Origin of the sequence: Aquabacterium sp., from assembly GCF_041915145.1 — a bacterium.
Classification (GTDB): Bacteria; Pseudomonadota; Gammaproteobacteria; order Burkholderiales; family Burkholderiaceae_C; genus Aquabacterium.
The window spans coordinates 1-15,389 of record NZ_JAYSBZ010000069.1; the positions used below are offsets into that span (position 1 = coordinate 1).

Consider the following 15,389-nt stretch of genomic DNA (forward strand, 5'->3'; position numbering starts at 1 on the left):
GTGGCTTCGGCGGCGTGCACGGCGTCGCGCATCGACGGCGGGGCGGTGAAGACGAGCTCGTAGTCGTCGCCGCCGCTGAGCGTGCACAGGCGCTGCAGGGCTTCGGGTTGCTCGGCCAGGATGGCGCTGCGCGGCACGGCGTCCACGTCGACCACCGCGCCCACGCCGCCCAGACCCGAGCGGCGCAGGATGTGCCGCAGGTCGCCCAGCAGGCCGTCGGACACGTCAATCGCGGCGCTTGCCACGCCGCGCAGGGCCTGGCCCAGCAGCACGCGGGGCTGCGGCGTTTCCATCGCCAGGCGCACGGCGTCGAAGTGCTCGCCGGGCAGCGAGACCGTGCCGCGAAAGGCTTCGAGCGCCAGGCGCGCATCGCCCACCGTGCCGCTCACATAAATGTCGTCGCCCACCCGGGCCCCGCTGCGCAGCAGGGCGCCGCCCGCCGGCACCTCGCCGAACACCGTGATGCAGATATTGAGCGGGCCGGCGGTGGTGTCGCCGCCCACCAGCTCGCAGTCGTGCTCGTCGGCCAGCTCCAGCAGGCCGCGCGCAAAGGCGTCCAGCCAGGTGGTGTCGGCGCGCGGCAGGGCCAGCGCCAGCGTGAAGCCCAGCGGCTGCGCGCCGCAGGCGGCCAGGTCGCTCAGGTTGACGGCCAGCGCCTTGTGCCCGAGCCGCGCCGGGTCCACGGTGGACAAGAAGTGCCGGCCTTCGACCAGCATGTCGGTGGACACGGCCAGCTGCATGCCGGCGCGCGGCGCGATCACGGCGCAGTCGTCGCCGGTGCCGATCACGGCGCGGTTGCGGCGGCGCGTGAAAAAACGCTCGATCAGTTCAAATTCACCCAGGCTCATGGCGCGGATTGTCCTCGGTAGGCAATGGTTTGGCGGGTGGGGTGGGCGAGGTCGCGGGGAGTTTCTACAATCGACCCTTTAGACACACCCGTGGCGACCGCCCGGCGGCCCGATGCGCCTGATAGCGCAGACCGGCCCGCCCTGTTTGGCGACGCGCCCCTCGTCATGACCAATTCTCAAGAAAAGCGGGCCCAGCTCCGCCAGGCCGCGCTCGAATACCACGAGTTTCCCACCCCCGGCAAGATCGCCATCGCCGCGACCAAGTCGATGGTCAACCAGCGCGATCTGGCCCTGGCCTACTCGCCCGGCGTGGCCGCCGCCTGCGACCAGATCGTCGTCAACCCGGCCGATGCGGTGCGCTACACGGCGCGCGGCAACCTCGTGGCCGTCATCACCAACGGCACGGCCGTGCTGGGCCTGGGCGACATCGGCCCGCTGGCGGCCAAGCCGGTGATGGAAGGCAAGGCGGTGCTGTTCAAGAAGTTCGCCGACATCGACGTGTTCGACATCGAGATCAACGAGAAGGACCCCGACAAGCTCGTCGAGATCATCGCGTCGATGGAGCCCACCTTCGGCGGCATCAACCTCGAAGACATCAAGGCGCCGGACTGCTTCTACGTCGAGCGCAAGCTGCGCGAGCGCATGAAGATCCCCGTCTTCCACGACGACCAGCACGGCACCGCCATCGTGGTGGGCGCGGCGCTGCTCAACGGCCTCAAGGTGGTCGGCAAGGACATCAAGCAGGTCAAGCTCGTCACCTCGGGCGCGGGCGCGGCGGCGCTGGCCTGCCTGCAACTGCTCGTCAAGCTCGGCTTGCCGCGCGAGAACATCTGGGTCACCGACCTCAAGGGCGTGGTCTACGAGGGGCGCCCCGAGCTGATGGACCCGGACAAGACCGTCTTCGCGCAAAAGACCGAGCAGCGCACGCTGGCCGAGATCATCGACGGCGCCGACATCTTCCTGGGCCTGAGCGCCGGTGGCGTGCTCAAGCCCGAGATGGTCGCCAAGATGGCGGCCAAGCCCCTGATCTTCGCGCTGGCCAACCCCACGCCGGAGATCCTGCCCGAAGAGGTCAAGGCCGTGCGCGACGACGCCATCATGGCCACCGGGCGCACCGACTACCCGAACCAGGTCAACAACGTCCTGTGCTTCCCCTACATCTTCCGCGGCGCGCTCGATTGCGGCGCGTCCACCATCACCGACCAGATGGAAATCGCCGCGGTGCACGCCATCGCCGAGCTGGCGCAGGCCGAGCAGAGCGAAGTGGTGGCGGCCGCCTACGTGGGCGCCACGCTGAGCTTCGGGCCTGAGTACCTCATCCCCAAGCCCTTCGACCCGCGCCTGATGATCAAGATCGCGCCGGCGGTGGCGAAGGCGGCGCAAGACTCGGGCGTCGCCATCCGCCCGATCTCCGATCTCGATGCCTACCGCGAAAAGCTGCAGAGCTTCGTGCATGCGTCCGGCACAACGATGCGACCGCTGTTCGCCATGGCGCGCCGCGCCAAGGCCAAGCGCATCGTCTACGCCGAGGGCGAGGACGAACGCGTGCTGCGCGCCCTGCAGGTGGTGGTGGATGAGCGCATCGCCCAGCCCACGCTGGTCGGCCGCGCCTCGGTGATCGCCGAGCGTGTCGAGCGCTTCGGGCTGCGTCTGCAAGAGGGCCGCGACTACCAGGTCGTCAACACCGACTACGACTCGCGCTACAAGGACTACTGGCAGACCTACCACCGCATGACCGAGCGCAAGGGCATCACCCAGCAGATGGCCAAGATCGAGATGCGGCGCCGCCTCACGCTCATCGGCTCGATGCTGCTGCACAAGGGCGAGGTCGACGGCATGATCTGCGGCACCTGGGGCACCACCGCCTGGCACCTGCACTACATCGACCAGGTCATCGGCCTGCGCCCGGGCGTCAAGACCTACGCCTGCATGAACGGCCTGATCCTGCCGGGGCGCCAGGTCTATCTGGTCGACACCCACGTCAACTACGACCCGACGGCCGAGCAACTGGCCGAGCTGACCGTGCTGGCGGCGCACGAGATGATGCGCTTCGGCCAGCCGCCCAAGGCCGCGCTGCTGTCGCACTCCAACTTCGGCTCCAGCAACCACCCCTCGGCGGTGAAGATGCGCGAGGCGCTCGCGCTGATCCGCGAACGGGCGCCCTGGCTCGAGATCGACGGCGAAATGCACGGCGATACCGCGCTCGACGCCGCCTACCGGAGCAAGCTGATGCCCAACTCCACGCTGTCGGGCGAGGCCAATCTGCTGGTGCTGCCCAATATCGACGCCGCCAACATCGCCTACAACCTGCTCAAGGTCTCGGCGGGCGGCGGCATCGCGCTGGGGCCGGTGCTGCTGGGTGCGGCCAAGCCGGTGCACATCCTGACCGCGTCGGCCACCGTGCGCCGCATCGTCAACATGACCGCCATGACCGTCGCCGACATCAACGCCGTGCGCTGAAACGCGTCAGACGAGTGGGTCGTGGGGCCAAAACGTCCGGCGCCCACCCCGAGATGGAGTGGTCATGCGGCGGGCGGTTTGCTTTCTTGCAAGTGTTGCCAACTGCTCGCAATTTTGGCTCTATTACGCCGTAATCAGCGGTTTGTCGAGCAGGTTTGCCCGTCCAGTGACGGTTAAGAGTGTGTAAAAGGTCCTGCTTGGATGCCTAAATATGAGGCATGCCCTTGAGCTTTCCGGCATGTTTCAGTACCATGACGACTTCAGGATTCGGGGGGAATGACCGTCATGAATACGGGGCGACCTTCGCGCCCGCGGTGGCTGATGTCGCGGTGGGCCGGCTGGGGGGTCGTGGTCGGAATGGTCGTTGCGTCAGCAACGTTCAATCTGGTCAGTGCCCGCGACATGGCGCCCGGGTTGGCGGCGGCCGCTGAGCAGACGAACACGCAGAACGCGTCTTCCATAGCTCTTTCGGCCTTGCCGCGTGAAGCTCAAACCACGTATCGCCTCATCCTAGCAGGGGGCCCCTTCCCCTTCGAGAAAGACGGCGTGGTTTTCGGCAACCGCGAACACCAACTGCCCCGCCATCCGCGAGGCTATTACCGCGAGTACACGGTCAAGACCCCAAGGGCTCGTGACCGTGGCGCGCGGCGCGTCGTGTGTGGCGGCTATCAACCCAGTCGGCCTGAAGCATGTTTTTACACCGGCGATCACTATGCGAACTTTCGTCGCATCGCCGAATCACAAGATGGTACTAACCGATGAGACTCGTGAGGCCCCAAGCATACACGCTCAATCACCCGGTTCCGCTCGCGGCCTTGCCGCCTGCTGCCCCGGTCGAGGTTGAGTCGCAGCAGGGGAGCTTGACCATGTTGCTACAAACTGTCCGTCCCAATATCGTCCAGGCGATCCGCGCGTTCCGCGTCGAGGATCTGCAGGAGGCTGCCTTGGCAAATGGGCAGCACTTCCTGTACGCGAGTCTGGCGCAAGCCGACTCCAAGCAGGACGTGCTCGACGCCCTGGCCGAAGGCTTCATGTTCCCGACGCATTTCGGCAAGAACCTCGATGCGCTCTACGACTGCATGACCGACTTGGTACACAAGTCGGGGCCGCAAAAGGGCTTCGTCGTGGTGCTCGATCAGATCCCTGATTCGCCGCGCTTCGACCGCGAAGCCCGCGAGCAGTTGCTCGATGCCTTCCGCGATGCGGCCGACTACTGGGGGGACAGAAAAATACCCTTCAGGTGTTTCTATTCTTTTCGGTAGCCCGTTCCCAGGAAAATGGCCAGTGGGAACGGGCGGAAGTGGCCCAGAGCGAAATCGCCGTCAAGCCGGTCAAACCGACGAAGAACGCGCCCGCTCAATTGGTGATGAACCTGCCGCCGATGAGCAGCGCGTTCGACACCGCGATGCTGTTGGCTGCGGCCTGACCCCCGCAGGCCTGCAGCCTTGCCGGCGGCTCCCGCTGCCCCGGCGCTCGCAACAAAAAAGCCCATCGCAAGATGGGCTTTTTTGTTGTGCTCAGGGCAGATCGGTGTCGGGCGGCGGAGCCGCCGGCAGGCGCGGCCCGACTTGGTTGCCCAGACGCGCACGCAGCGTCGTGGGCTTGGAGCCCAGCACCGCCGCGTAGGCGCATGAGTTGGCGAGCACGCGTTTGACGTAGTCGCGCGTCTCGTTGAACGGAATGCTTTCGACCCACGCGGCGGCGTCGATCGTGCCGCCTTCGCGCCACCGCCGCGGGCGGCTCGGGCCGGCGTTGTAGGCGGCTGCGGCCAGGGCCTGTGCGCCCCCGAAGTTGTCGAGCACCAGCTTGAGGTAGCCCACGCCGATCAGCACATTGGTCTGCGGATCGTGCAGGCGCTCGGCATCGACCGGGATGCCCAGCTTCTTGGCCGTCCACTTGGCGGTGGCGGGCATCACCTGCATCAGGCCCGAGGCGCCTACCGACGATTTGGCGGCCGTGATGAAGCGCGATTCCTGGCGCGTCAGGCCGTAGACGTAGGCCAAGTCGACCTTGGCTTCTTTTGCCGCCGACCCCAGCGAGGCGCGGAAGGGCGTGGGGTAGCGTTGGTTGAGGTCGAACTCGGCGCGCGTGCGGTCGCTGGCGTGGATGCAGCGGTCCCACACCTGCTGGTCGCAGGCGAATTGCGCGGCGGCCAGCAGCTCGCGGTCGTTCATGCCGCCGGGGCGGAGGTGACTCAGCGTGTAGTTCCACTCGCGCGTGCCTTCGCCGCGCAGCCCGAGCTGGATCAGTTGCAGGCCGCGCTGCAGGCCCGGCGTGGTGCGTGCCTGGGCCAGTTCGGCGGGCGTCAGCGTGTTGGCGCGGGCCGACCAGGTGGCCGGCAGGTTGAGCTCATCGAGTGCCAGCAGGCCGTAGAACGAGTAGGGACTGGCGATGCTGGCCAGCCAGGCGTGCGCTTGCTGGCGCGGGGAGGGGGTCACTGGCGGCGTGGCGGCGTTGCCCGCGGCGCTGGCCCCGGATGCCGCGTGCGTCCGGGGCGCCGGGACGGGCTCGGGAGCGGGCTGGGGCAGAGCCAGCAGGGCGCGGGCTCGCCAGTAGATCCACGCCGCGTCGTTGCGCTGCTCGGGGCTCATGGCATCAACCGCTTGCATCAGCTGCGCCCAGCGCCGCTGGGCCTGAGCGGCCGAGGCGTCGTCCGCCGTGGCGGCGCGGATCGCGGCCCGAGCCTGCCATGCCAGCAGATCGTCGCCCCAGTCCGGCGTGATGTCGCCCGGGTTGATGAACGACTCGATGGCGTCGGGTTCGCCGGTCTTGTCGCCCAGGCTGGACCAGGCGTGCTCGAAGTAGACCGGCGCTTGCGGTTGCAGCTTCTGAGCGGCCTGCTTGCCGATGCAGGCCCAGACCCAGCTGGCCGCGTCGTGCGACAGCATGCGCTGCCAGCGGCTGGTCATGAGGTTGGCGGCGGTGTCTGCGTCGTTGGCGGCGATACGCATCAGCGCCAGCGCCTGCATGTTGCCGGTCGAGACGCTCAGCGCGCGCTTGTGCTTGCCCATCGCCCGGGTCGGGTTGTCGAGGATCTCGGCGACCGCGCTGACCGCGTCGTCACCCAGCAGAGCGGCGGTCTGCTTGGACTGGCGCGCGCGGTTGGCCTCGACCGTGCCGCGCAGCTTGCGCCACACCTCGGCCGTGCTGAGCTGATGCGCTTGGCGCAGCGCGGTGCCCAGCTGGGCGCAGCCTTCGTCGGCCTCGCGCTGGTCGAACCAGGCTTGCTTGGCGGCGTCGCGCAAAGGCTCGCCGGCGCTGGCCTTGGCGAGGTGGGCGTAGCAGGCCACTTCGCGGTCGTCGCGCATGCGATAGCGCGGCCAGATCTGATTGAAGCGCGTCCAGTCGCGGCGGTGGCCGAGTTCGAGCAGCCAGTCGTTGCGCAGGCGGTCTTCGACGTAGGTGTCGGGCCAGCGCGCAAAGAAGGCGTCGACTTCGTCGGCGTTGGCCTTGCTCAGCCGCGCGTTCAGCTCCCAGTAATCGACCCACATCGCCAGCGGGTGGCCGGCGGCGTCGGACTTGGCCGCGGCGAGGCGGGCCTTGTCGCCGGCGCGCCAGGCGTCGCGGGCGCCCACGATCACGCTGTCGTCCGCGGCGGCGGTGCATGCCACGGGCTGCAGCAGGGTCAGGCCCATTGCCAATGCGGCAACGAGGCGGGCTGGGGATAATGCATGGGTGCTCATGCGTGGGGTGCTCATCATGTCGCTGTTCTCATCATTCGGCCGACCGGAGGCCATGCCGGGCGCGGCGATTGGCCTCGGCGCCGAGCAACGTGCCGCGCTGCGGCGCCAGCTCATCGAGGCGCGCGACGCCTTCTCGGAATCGCCCGACTGGGGCTGGGCCTCGGCGGCCTTGGCGCGACATCTCGACGCCGTGCTCGTGAGCCTCAATCCGCGCTGCCTGGGGGGTTACTGGCCGGTGCGCTCCGAATTTAACCCATGGCAGACCTGGCCTCGCGAGGCCGCGCTGGCGTCCTTGCAACGAGCATTGCCTTGGGCACGTCGCGAGCCGCGCGGCATGAGCTATCGCTTGTGGGACGGCAGCGAGCCGCACGAGCTCGACGGCTGCGGCATCCCGAGCAGCCACGGCGCTGACGTGTCGCCCGACGTGCTGCTCGTGCCTTGCGTGGGCTTCACGCGCACGGGTTGGCGACTGGGCTACGGCGGGGGCTATTTCGACCGCTATCTGGCAGCCCACCACGATGTGTTCACCATCGGCGTGGCCTGGGCCTGCGGCGAGCTGCCGGCGAGCCGCTTCGAGCCGCAGATGCACGACCGACCGCTGAACCTCGTGATCACGCAAGACGGCGTGCTCGAATCGGCCCCGTCTGCCGAGGTGCAGTTTGGTCGGCCGGCTGCGTCCTGGCCGCTCTCGCTCTGACGCGTTGACCGAGGCACCGCGCTCCGGCTGACTCAGCTGCCCAGCCCCAGCCGCGCGCAGATGGCCTGGGTGGCCGCCGCCTGGTTCATCGTGTAGAAGTGCAGTCCGGGCACGCCGGCCGCCCGCAGGCGCTCGCACAGGTCGGTGATGACGTCGAGCCCGAAGGCCTGGATCGACGCGCGGTCGTCGCCGAAGCTCTGCAGGCGCAGGCGGATCCAGCGCGGCACCTCGGCGCCGCAGGCATCAGAAAAGCGCAGCAGCTGCGTCGAGTTGGTGATGGGCATGATGCCCGGCACGATGGGCGTGTCGATGCCCAGCTTGCGCACGTCGTCCACGAAGCGCGCGTAGGCGTCGAAGTTGAAGAAGTATTGCGTGATGGCCGTGTCGGCCCCGGCGCGGGCCTTGGCGGCGAAGGCCTGCAGATCGGCTTGCGGCGACGCGGCCTGAGGGTGCATCTCGGGGTAGGCCGCCACTTCGATGTGGAAGCGCGAGCCGGTTTCGGCGCGGATGAACGCCACCAGGTCGCTGGCGTAGCGGAACTCGCCCAGGCCGCCGTAGCCGCTGGGCAGGTCGCCGCGCAGCGCGACGATGCGCTTGATGCCCGCGGCAATGAAGGCTTGCAACTGCTCGCGCACGCTGGCCTGGGTGGCGCCGATGCACGAGAAGTGCGGGGCGGCGTCCACCCCGTCGGCCAGTATGGCTTGCACCGCTTGCAGCGTGCCGCCTTGCGTGGTGCCGCCCGCGCCGTAGGTGACCGAGCAGAACTCGGGCTTCAGCGCGTAGAGCTCGCGGCGCACGGCGGCGAGCTTGTCCACGCCCTCGGGCGTCTTGGGCGGAAAGAATTCGAAACTCAGGGCCAGCGTGCTCATGCTTGTCTCTTGATCGATGTGTGTGGGTCAGGCTGACGTGGCTTGGGCTGCATCGGGCGACTGGGCCCAGATGAAGAATTCGAGGTTGCCGTCGCCGCCCTTGATCGGGCTGTTGAAGCCCTTGTGCACCTTCCAGCCGAGGTCGGTGCAGGCGCGGCGCACGAGGTCGCGGGCGCGGGCGTGCTGGGTCGGGTCTTTCACCACGCCGCCCTTGCCGACGTGTTCCTTGCCGACCTCGAACTGCGGCTTGATCAGCATCAGCGCGTGTCCGCTAGGGCGCAGCCACGGCCCCAGGTGCGCCACGATCTTCGAGAGCGCGATGAACGACAGATCGGCCACGATCAGGTCGAAGCCTTCGGCCGGCGTGTGTTGGCGCAAGGTGCTGGCGTCGAGCTCGCGGGCGTTGACGTTTTCCAGGCAGACCACGCGCGGGTCGGCCTGCAGCTTGGCGTGCAACTGGCCGTGGCCGACATCGACGCCGACCACCTTGGCCGCGCCCTGATGCAGCAGCACGTCGGTGAAGCCGCCGGTGCTCTGGCCGATGTCCAGGCAGGTCATGCCGGACACGTTCAACGCCGCCGGGCCGATCACGCCCAGCGCGCCTTCGAGCTTGAGCCCGGCGCGCGACACCCAGCGCAGCTCGTCGTCGTTCGTGACGCGCAGCTGTGTGCCTTCGGGCAGGTCTTCACCCGCCTTGCGCAGCGTGGTCCAGCCCTTGGGGCCGAGCCATTGCACGGCGCCCGCATCGACCAGGCGATGCGCGGCCGAGCGGGTGGGGGCGTGTCCGCCCGAAACGATAAGTTGGTCAGCACGAGGCATGGCGACCAATCAATAACGATAGGTGTTGGGCTTGTAGGGGCCTTCGATGGGCACGCCGATGTACGCGGCTTGCTCTTCGGTCAGCGTGGTCAGCCGTGCGTTGAGCGTGGTGAGCTGCAGGCGGGCGACCTTTTCATCGAGGTGCTTGGGCAGCACGTAGACCTTGCCCACGTCGTAGGCATCTTTGTGCGCGAACAGCTCGATCTGCGCGATCGTCTGGTTCGCGAAGCTCGACGACATCACGTAGCTCGGGTGGCCCGTGCCGCAGCCCAGGTTCACCAGGCGGCCCTTGGCCAGCAGGATGATGCGCTTGCCGTCCTTGAAGATCACGTGATCGACCTGCGGCTTGATCTCTTCCCACTCGCAGTTCTGCTCCAGCTTGGCCACTTGAATCTCGTTGTCGAAGTGGCCGATGTTGCAGACGATGGCGTTGTTCTTCATCGCGGCCATGTGCTCATAGGTGATCACGTCGCGGTTGCCGGTGGTCGTCACGAAGATGTCGGCCTTGTCGGCGGCCCAGTCCATGGTCACGACGCGGTAGCCTTCCATGCAGGCCTGCAGCGCGTTGATGGGGTCGATCTCGGTGACCCACACCTGAGCCGACAGCGCGCGCAGCGCCTGCGCCGAGCCCTTGCCCACGTCGCCGTAGCCGGCGACCACGGCGACCTTGCCGGCGACCATCACGTCGGTGGCGCGCTTGATGCCGTCCACCAGCGATTCGCGGCAGCCGTAGAGGTTGTCGAACTTCGACTTGGTGACCGAGTCGTTGACGTTGATGGCGCGGAACATCAGCGTGCCCTTGGCGCTCATCTCGTTGAGGCGGTGCACGCCGGTCGTGGTCTCTTCGGTGACGCCGATGATGTGCTGGCTCTTGCGGCTGTACCAGGTGGCGTCTTGCGCCAGCTTGGCCTTGATGGCGGCAAACAGGATGCGCTCTTCCTCGCTGCCGGGGTTGGCCAGCACGCTTTGATCCTTCTCGGCCTTCTTGCCCAGGTGCATCAGCAGCGTGGCGTCGCCGCCGTCGTCGAGGATCATGTTGGGGCCTTCGCCCTCAGTGCCCTTGGCGCCGAAGTCGAAGATGCGGTGGGTGTAGTCCCAGTAGTCTTCAAGCGACTCGCCCTTGTAGGCGAAAACCGGGGTGCCGGCGGTCACCAGCGCGGCGGCGGCGTGGTCTTGCGTGCTGAAGATGTTGCACGAGGCCCAGCGCACTTGTGCGCCCAGGGCTTGCAGGGTTTCGACCAGCACGGCGGTCTGGATGGTCATGTGCAGCGAGCCGGTGATGCGCGCGCCCTTGAGGGGTTGCGTGGCGGCGTATTCGGTGCGGATGGCCATCAGCGCGGGCATCTCGCTTTCGGCGATCTTGATTTCCTTGCGACCCCATTCGGCTTGATCGGGGGCGGCGATGACGCATTCGACGCCGTTGAAATCGGTGATGAGTTTGGGTGCAGACATAGTGGGCTCCGATTGATGAGCCGCTGCGCTGCCAGACGAGGTTCGGGTAGGTACAACTCACCCCGTGACCAGCACAAGCGGGTGAGCGCGGTTGCAATAGACGATGAGGTCTGAAGGTCTCCGAGCCTGGCTTCGTGAGCACGAAGTTGCAACGCTCCTCGGAAGAATTGGCAAATTATAGAGGTCGGGCCCCATCACGCAACGCCGCGCGTCCGCGACAATGTCGGGTTTTGCCGTTCCGTACTCGCTGAGCGCCGCCATGTCCGCCTTCACCGCCGAAACCCGCCGCCGTCGCACCTTCGCGATCATTTCCCACCCTGACGCGGGCAAGACCACGCTGACCGAAAAGCTGCTGCTGTTTTCGGGCGCGATCCACATCGCCGGCTCGGTGAAGGCGCGCAAGGCCAGCCGCCACGCCACGTCCGACTGGATGGAGATCGAAAAGCAGCGCGGCATCTCGGTGGCCAGCTCGGTGATGCAGATGCTCTACCGCGACTGCGTCATCAACCTGCTCGATACCCCGGGCCACAAAGACTTTTCGGAAGACACCTACCGCGTGCTCACGGCGGTGGACGCCGCGCTGATGGTGATCGACGCGGCCAACGGCGTCGAGGCGCAGACCAAGCGGCTGATCGAGGTCTGCCGCCAGCGCGACACGCCCATCCTCACGTTTGTGAACAAGCTCGACCGCGAAGGCCGCGACCCCATCACCCTGCTCGACGAGATCGAAGCCGAGCTGGGCATGCCCTGCGTGCCGATGACCTGGCCGGTGGGGCAGGGCAAGCAGTTCGGCGGCATCGTCAACCTGCGCACGCAAAGCATGCGGCTCTTCAAGGCCGGCGAAGACAAGCGCACCGACGCCGACGAAGACGTGCCGCTGGCCCAGGCCGACGTGCTGCGCCAGCGCTTCGGCCACGACTTCGAGCTGGCCGAGCAGAACATCGAGCTGCTGCAGGGCGCCGCGCCGGCGTATGACAGCGCCGAATTCCTGGCCGCCAAGCAGACGCCCGTGTTCTTCGGCTCGGCCGTCAACAACTTCGGCGTGCAAGAGGTGCTCGACGCGCTGGTCGATCTGGCTCCGCCGCCGGGCCCGCGCCACGCCACCACGCGCGACGTGCAGCCCGACGAAGAGCAGTTCAGCGGCGTCGTCTTCAAGGTGCAGGCCAATATGGACCCGTCGCACCGCGACCGCATCGCCTTCGTGCGCGTCTACTCGGGCAAGTACACCTCGGGCATGAAGCTCAAGGTGATGCGTACCGCCAAAGAATTGCGCCCCACCAGCGTGGTCACCTTCCTGAGCCAGCGCCGCGAGGCCGTTGAAGAGGCGTATGCCGGCGACATCATCGGCTTCACCACCCACGGCGGCGTGCAGCTGGGCGACACCATCACCGAAGGCGCGGCGGTGCAGAACGGCCTGCAGTACACCGGCCTGCCGTTCTTCGCGCCCGAACTCTTTCAGACCGTCGAGCTCGCGAACCCGATGAAGAGCAAGCAGTTGCAGGCCGGCTTGCTGCAGTTGGGCGAAGAGGGCGCGATCCAGGTCTTCCGACCCGAGGTGGGCGGCGCGATGCTGCTGGGTGCCGTCGGCCAGCTGCAGTTCGAAGTGGTGCAGCACCGCTTGAAGGCCGAGTACGGCGTCGAGATCCGACTCATGCCCTGCCGCTTCACCGGCGCGCGCTGGATCACCGCCGAGAGCGACGCCGACCTGCGCAAGTTCACCAACGAGAACGCCAGCAAGCTCGCGCTCGACGCGGCCGACACGCTGGCCTATCTGGTGACCTCGCCCTACGACCTGCGCCTCACGCAGGAGCGCTACCCCAAAGTGCGCTTCCACCCGCTGCGCGAGCACGCGGGCTTGAGCTTGTCGTCGCAATAAGCGGCGCGGCGAGCATCGGCGCGCGCGGCGGTCAGTCCAGCACGGGCTGGCCGCTGAACCACGCCTTGCGGATCAAGCGTCCGCAATCCACCGACTTGAAGGCCGGCCGCTGCAGTTCGTCGGAGCGCGACATCAGGCCCTTGAACTCCTCGCGCGCCACGATGCCGTAGGTGGTCTTGTCGGCACTGATCCAGGGGTAGAAGCCGAAGGCGCCGGGGCTGCTGAAGGCCTGGTCGCCGTCCTCCACCCAATGGCCGATGGCGTAGTGCCAGGTCATGCTCGACGGCACCGGCGTGTAGACGGCGGTGTTGTCGGGCGCGTGGCAGGTCTGGGGGTTGGCGCAGACCGCATGCGTGCCCAGTGCCTCGCGCATCAGCAGCTGGCCGCTGACGATCTTGCGCAGCAGCACGGCGTAGTCGGCGGCCGTGCCGTAGCCACCGCCGGCGGGCTGCGGCGAGCGAAAGCGCAAGCCCACGTCGGTGCCGAGCTGGCTGTGCAGCTCGCTGGTGAACGCCTCGGCGTTCAGCGCGCCCAGGCCCATCACCTCGTCGGCGTGGTGCTGCATGTGGCCGCCGTTGTAGTCGAACTGGCCGGCGGTGGCCGGGTCGGGCTGCTTGCCCTGGTCGGGGTCGCAACGGCCCACGGTGGCGAAGCGGTTGCAACCCAGGCTCTTGAAGTGCGTGTAGCCGCTGGTGAAGTGCAGGTGGTCGATGTCGGCCGCCGTCAGGCGATCCGCGCCGCCGCGCTTTTGCACCACGTAGCTGGCGTAGACCCACTTCGAGGCCGACGCAATCATCATCTCGGTCTGCGCCGTGACCACGCTGCGCCGCTGGCCGCCCGACGAGCCCGAGGCCAGCGTGCCGCGGGTGTCGCCGATCTCCCAATAAAACGGCTGGGCGGCCACGCAGGCGGCGCTGCGCTCGGCGGTGTCGCGCGCGGCCTGGGTGCGCTGGTTCTGGTCGGGCGATGCGAGGGCGGCCGTGGCGGTGGCCAGGGTGGTGAGCACGAGGGCGGTGGTGCGACGCATGGTGGACTCCGGTTGTCAACGCGGCGGCGAGGTGGCGCGATCAAGGCCGCCGAACGAGCGCCGGTGCGTCTCGGTGTCCATCTGCATCTCGTAGCTGAAGAAGCGGTTGCGGCCCAGCTCCTTGGCGGTATAGAGCGCTTCGTCGGCGCGCAGCAGCATGTCGGCGGCGGTGGTGTGGTCGTCGGGGATGCAGGTGGTGATGCCGCCCGACACGGTGACGCAGCGGTGCACCGGCGAGCCGGGGTGGACCAGCTCGCGCCCGGCCAGCAGGCTTTGCACCACGCGCGCGAACATCATCGCGCCCGACTTCGGCGTGTTGGGCAGGATCAGCGCGAACTCCTCGCCGCCGTAGCGGGCGGCGCAGTCGCGCGGCCGGTGGCACGAGTCGCGCAGGGCTTTCGCCACCTCGCGCAGGCAGACGTCGCCATGCATGTGGCCGAGCAGGTCGTTGTAGAGCTTGAAGTGGTCCACATCGACCAGGATGACCGTGAGCGGGCTCTGCTCGCGGCGCGCGGCGGCCACTTCTTGATGCAGGCGGTTTTCGAGACCGCGCCGGTTGTGCAGGCCGGTCAGCTCGTCGATCTCGGCCAGGCGTTGCAGTTTTTCGTTGGCCTCTTGCAGATCGTTGGACAGCGTCACCAGCTTCTGCCGCATCGCCACCAGGCGCTGCATGGCGCGCAGCTTGGCGCCCAGCACCAGCGGCGAGACGGGCTTGATGAGGTAGTCGTCGCCGCCGGCCTCGATGCCGCGCCAGAGGTCTTCGTCGGAGCCGTGGCCGCTCAAGAAGATGATCGGCGTCCAGCCGCCGGGCTCGGCCATGCGCAGGCGGCGGGCGGTTTCGTAGCCGTCGATGCCGGCCATCTCGACGTCGAGCAGCACCACGTCGGGCCGCTGCTCGCGAAATGCCCGCAGACCTTCTTCGGCGTTGACGGCCATGATGATGTTGTGCCCGGCCTTGGTCAGCATCTTGTCGAGCGCCGCTCGCACGGTCTTCTGATCGTCGATGACCAGCACGCTCAACGCGCGGCGACTGGCCATCATCGCCGGATGCGGCGGTGGGGAGTCGGGGGCGTCGGGCGAATCGTGCAGCGTCATGCAGGCCTTGGTCGTCTTCCGGTGCGGGCGATTTCAAGCCAGGCGCTGGGCAAGTGGATTACCGCGAGCGACTGGATCGAGTCTCGATTGTCACGGCGGCAAGGTGTCGGGCATGTGGCAGCAAACCCTGTGAGGGCGTCAAATCTGCCACGGATGCGGTGTTTCTCGTATCGGCTGGCGCATCAAGGGCGCGTTGTCATGTTGCCCAGTTGCCGGTCGTGCCAGCGCCTCAGCAGCAGCTGGGCCAGCATCGCGCCGATCCAGGCCATGCACATGTCGGACTGCGTGTCCCACGGGTCGCCCTGCGTGGCCAGGAACTCGTCGGCGCCCGAGCCCAGCGCCAGCGCCGTCCACCATTCGATGAATTCGTAGAGCGCGCTGATGCCCAGGCAGCTCAGCGTGATCAGCGCGAACAGCCAGCCGCGATGCCGGATCGCGATCACGCCACGGCGCAGCAGCAACTCGCGCGCCACCATGGCTGGCACGAAGCCTTGCGCGAAGTGGCCGATCTTGTCGTAGTTGTTGCGCGTCCAGCCGAACCAGTCCTGCATCCAGAAGCCCAG

Annotated in this window: 14 protein-coding genes and 1 riboswitch; of the genes, 6 read left to right on the top strand and 8 right to left on the bottom strand. The window is 67.6% G+C overall.

The window, feature by feature from the left end; all coding sequences use genetic code 11:
* A partial coding sequence (gene thiL, locus ACE3SS_RS12200) for a thiamine-phosphate kinase (protein ID WP_374594313.1) occupies window positions 1–842 on the bottom strand: 842 nt, incomplete at its 3' end.
* Between the two features lie 171 nt (window positions 843–1,013).
* Between thiL and ACE3SS_RS12205 the strand changes: the two genes are divergently transcribed.
* The 4 genes from ACE3SS_RS12205 to ACE3SS_RS12220 all read left to right on the top strand — a co-directional run bounded on the left by ACE3SS_RS12205 (window position 1,014) and on the right by ACE3SS_RS12220 (window position 4,734).
* Window positions 1,014–3,308 (top strand): NADP-dependent malic enzyme, encoded by a 2,295-nt coding sequence (locus ACE3SS_RS12205; RefSeq protein ID WP_374594289.1) that lies wholly within the window; start codon window positions 1,014–1,016, stop codon window positions 3,306–3,308.
* Between the two features lie 285 nt (window positions 3,309–3,593).
* Window positions 3,594–4,070 (top strand): ribonuclease domain-containing protein, encoded by a 477-nt coding sequence (locus ACE3SS_RS12210; protein WP_374594315.1) that lies wholly within the window; start codon window positions 3,594–3,596, stop codon window positions 4,068–4,070.
* A gap of 104 nt (window positions 4,071–4,174) precedes the next feature.
* Window positions 4,175–4,570, top strand: a complete 396-nt coding sequence (locus ACE3SS_RS12215) for a barstar family protein (protein WP_374594291.1) — start codon at window positions 4,175–4,177, stop codon at window positions 4,568–4,570.
* Window positions 4,549–4,734 carry a hypothetical protein gene (locus ACE3SS_RS12220; RefSeq protein WP_374594293.1) on the top strand — a complete coding sequence of 62 codons (186 nt, stop codon included), beginning with the start codon at window positions 4,549–4,551 and terminating at the stop codon, window positions 4,732–4,734. Before ACE3SS_RS12215 ends, ACE3SS_RS12220 begins: the two co-directional genes overlap by 22 nt.
* A 91-nt stretch (window positions 4,735–4,825) precedes the next feature.
* Here ACE3SS_RS12220 and ACE3SS_RS12225 read toward each other — a convergent pair whose 3' ends face one another.
* A complete protein-coding gene (locus tag ACE3SS_RS12225; protein WP_374594295.1) occupies window positions 4,826–6,991 on the bottom strand; it encodes a transglycosylase SLT domain-containing protein in 2,166 nt (721 codons plus the stop codon).
* Here ACE3SS_RS12225 and ACE3SS_RS12230 point away from each other — a divergent pair.
* Window positions 6,990–7,688 carry a 5-formyltetrahydrofolate cyclo-ligase gene (locus ACE3SS_RS12230; protein WP_374594297.1) on the top strand — a complete coding sequence of 233 codons (699 nt, stop codon included), beginning with the start codon at window positions 6,990–6,992 and terminating at the stop codon, window positions 7,686–7,688. The two genes, ACE3SS_RS12225 and ACE3SS_RS12230, sit on opposite strands and share 2 nt — an antisense overlap.
* Before the next feature lie 32 nt (window positions 7,689–7,720).
* On the opposite strand, the gene metF is transcribed toward ACE3SS_RS12230, so the two are convergent.
* The 3 genes from metF to ahcY are packed head-to-tail and all read right to left on the bottom strand — an operon-like array spanning window position 7,721 to window position 10,828.
* Window positions 7,721–8,557: a methylenetetrahydrofolate reductase [NAD(P)H] gene (gene metF / locus ACE3SS_RS12235; RefSeq protein WP_374594299.1), complete on the bottom strand. Its 837-nt coding sequence runs from the start codon at window positions 8,555–8,557 to the stop codon at window positions 7,721–7,723.
* 27 nt (window positions 8,558–8,584) lie between these two features.
* On the bottom strand, window positions 8,585–9,376 hold the full coding sequence (locus ACE3SS_RS12240) for a TlyA family RNA methyltransferase (protein WP_374594301.1): 792 nt from the start codon (window positions 9,374–9,376) through the stop codon (window positions 8,585–8,587).
* Between the two features lie 9 nt (window positions 9,377–9,385).
* Window positions 9,386–10,828, bottom strand: coding sequence for an adenosylhomocysteinase (gene ahcY / locus ACE3SS_RS12245; RefSeq protein WP_374594303.1), 1,443 nt, complete (start codon window positions 10,826–10,828; stop codon window positions 9,386–9,388).
* A gap of 76 nt (window positions 10,829–10,904) precedes the next feature.
* A riboswitch (S-adenosyl-L-homocysteine riboswitch) is annotated at window positions 10,905–10,994 on the bottom strand.
* Window positions 10,995–11,087: 93 nt separating this feature from the next.
* On the opposite strand from ahcY, the gene ACE3SS_RS12250 reads away from it, so the two are divergent.
* Window positions 11,088–12,704 carry a peptide chain release factor 3 gene (locus ACE3SS_RS12250; RefSeq protein ID WP_374594305.1) on the top strand — a complete coding sequence of 539 codons (1,617 nt, stop codon included), beginning with the start codon at window positions 11,088–11,090 and terminating at the stop codon, window positions 12,702–12,704.
* Between the two features lie 31 nt (window positions 12,705–12,735).
* Here ACE3SS_RS12250 and ACE3SS_RS12255 read toward each other — a convergent pair whose 3' ends face one another.
* From ACE3SS_RS12255 to ACE3SS_RS12265, 3 genes are all read right to left on the bottom strand, one after another.
* Window positions 12,736–13,731: a hypothetical protein gene (locus ACE3SS_RS12255; protein WP_374594307.1), complete on the bottom strand. Its 996-nt coding sequence runs from the start codon at window positions 13,729–13,731 to the stop codon at window positions 12,736–12,738.
* Between the two features lie 15 nt (window positions 13,732–13,746).
* Window positions 13,747–14,826: a diguanylate cyclase gene (locus ACE3SS_RS12260; protein WP_374594309.1), complete on the bottom strand. Its 1,080-nt coding sequence runs from the start codon at window positions 14,824–14,826 to the stop codon at window positions 13,747–13,749.
* Between the two features lie 182 nt (window positions 14,827–15,008).
* On the bottom strand, window positions 15,009–15,389 hold a 381-nt coding region (locus ACE3SS_RS12265; protein ID WP_374594311.1), incomplete at its 5' end, for a DUF2238 domain-containing protein.

Coding starts and splice junctions, on each gene's coding strand:
- ACE3SS_RS12250 (WP_374594305.1), top strand. CDS start 11,088: ATGTCCGCCTTCACCGCCGAAACCCGCCGCCGTCGCACCTTCGCGATC.
- metF (WP_374594299.1), bottom strand. CDS start 8,557: ATGAGCACGCTGGCCCTGAGTTTCGAATTCTTTCCGCCCAAGACGCCC.
- ACE3SS_RS12260 (WP_374594309.1), bottom strand. CDS start 14,826: ATGACGCTGCACGATTCGCCCGACGCCCCCGACTCCCCACCGCCGCAT.
- ACE3SS_RS12225 (WP_374594295.1), bottom strand. CDS start 6,991: ATGAGCACCCATGCATTATCCCCAGCCCGCCTCGTTGCCGCATTGGCA.
- ACE3SS_RS12230 (WP_374594297.1), top strand. CDS start 6,990: ATGCGTGGGGTGCTCATCATGTCGCTGTTCTCATCATTCGGCCGACCG.
- ACE3SS_RS12205 (WP_374594289.1), top strand. CDS start 1,014: ATGACCAATTCTCAAGAAAAGCGGGCCCAGCTCCGCCAGGCCGCGCTC.
- ACE3SS_RS12240 (WP_374594301.1), bottom strand. CDS start 9,376: ATGCCTCGTGCTGACCAACTTATCGTTTCGGGCGGACACGCCCCCACC.
- ahcY (WP_374594303.1), bottom strand. CDS start 10,828: ATGTCTGCACCCAAACTCATCACCGATTTCAACGGCGTCGAATGCGTC.
- ACE3SS_RS12210 (WP_374594315.1), top strand. CDS start 3,594: ATGAATACGGGGCGACCTTCGCGCCCGCGGTGGCTGATGTCGCGGTGG.
- ACE3SS_RS12215 (WP_374594291.1), top strand. CDS start 4,175: ATGTTGCTACAAACTGTCCGTCCCAATATCGTCCAGGCGATCCGCGCG.
- ACE3SS_RS12255 (WP_374594307.1), bottom strand. CDS start 13,731: ATGCGTCGCACCACCGCCCTCGTGCTCACCACCCTGGCCACCGCCACG.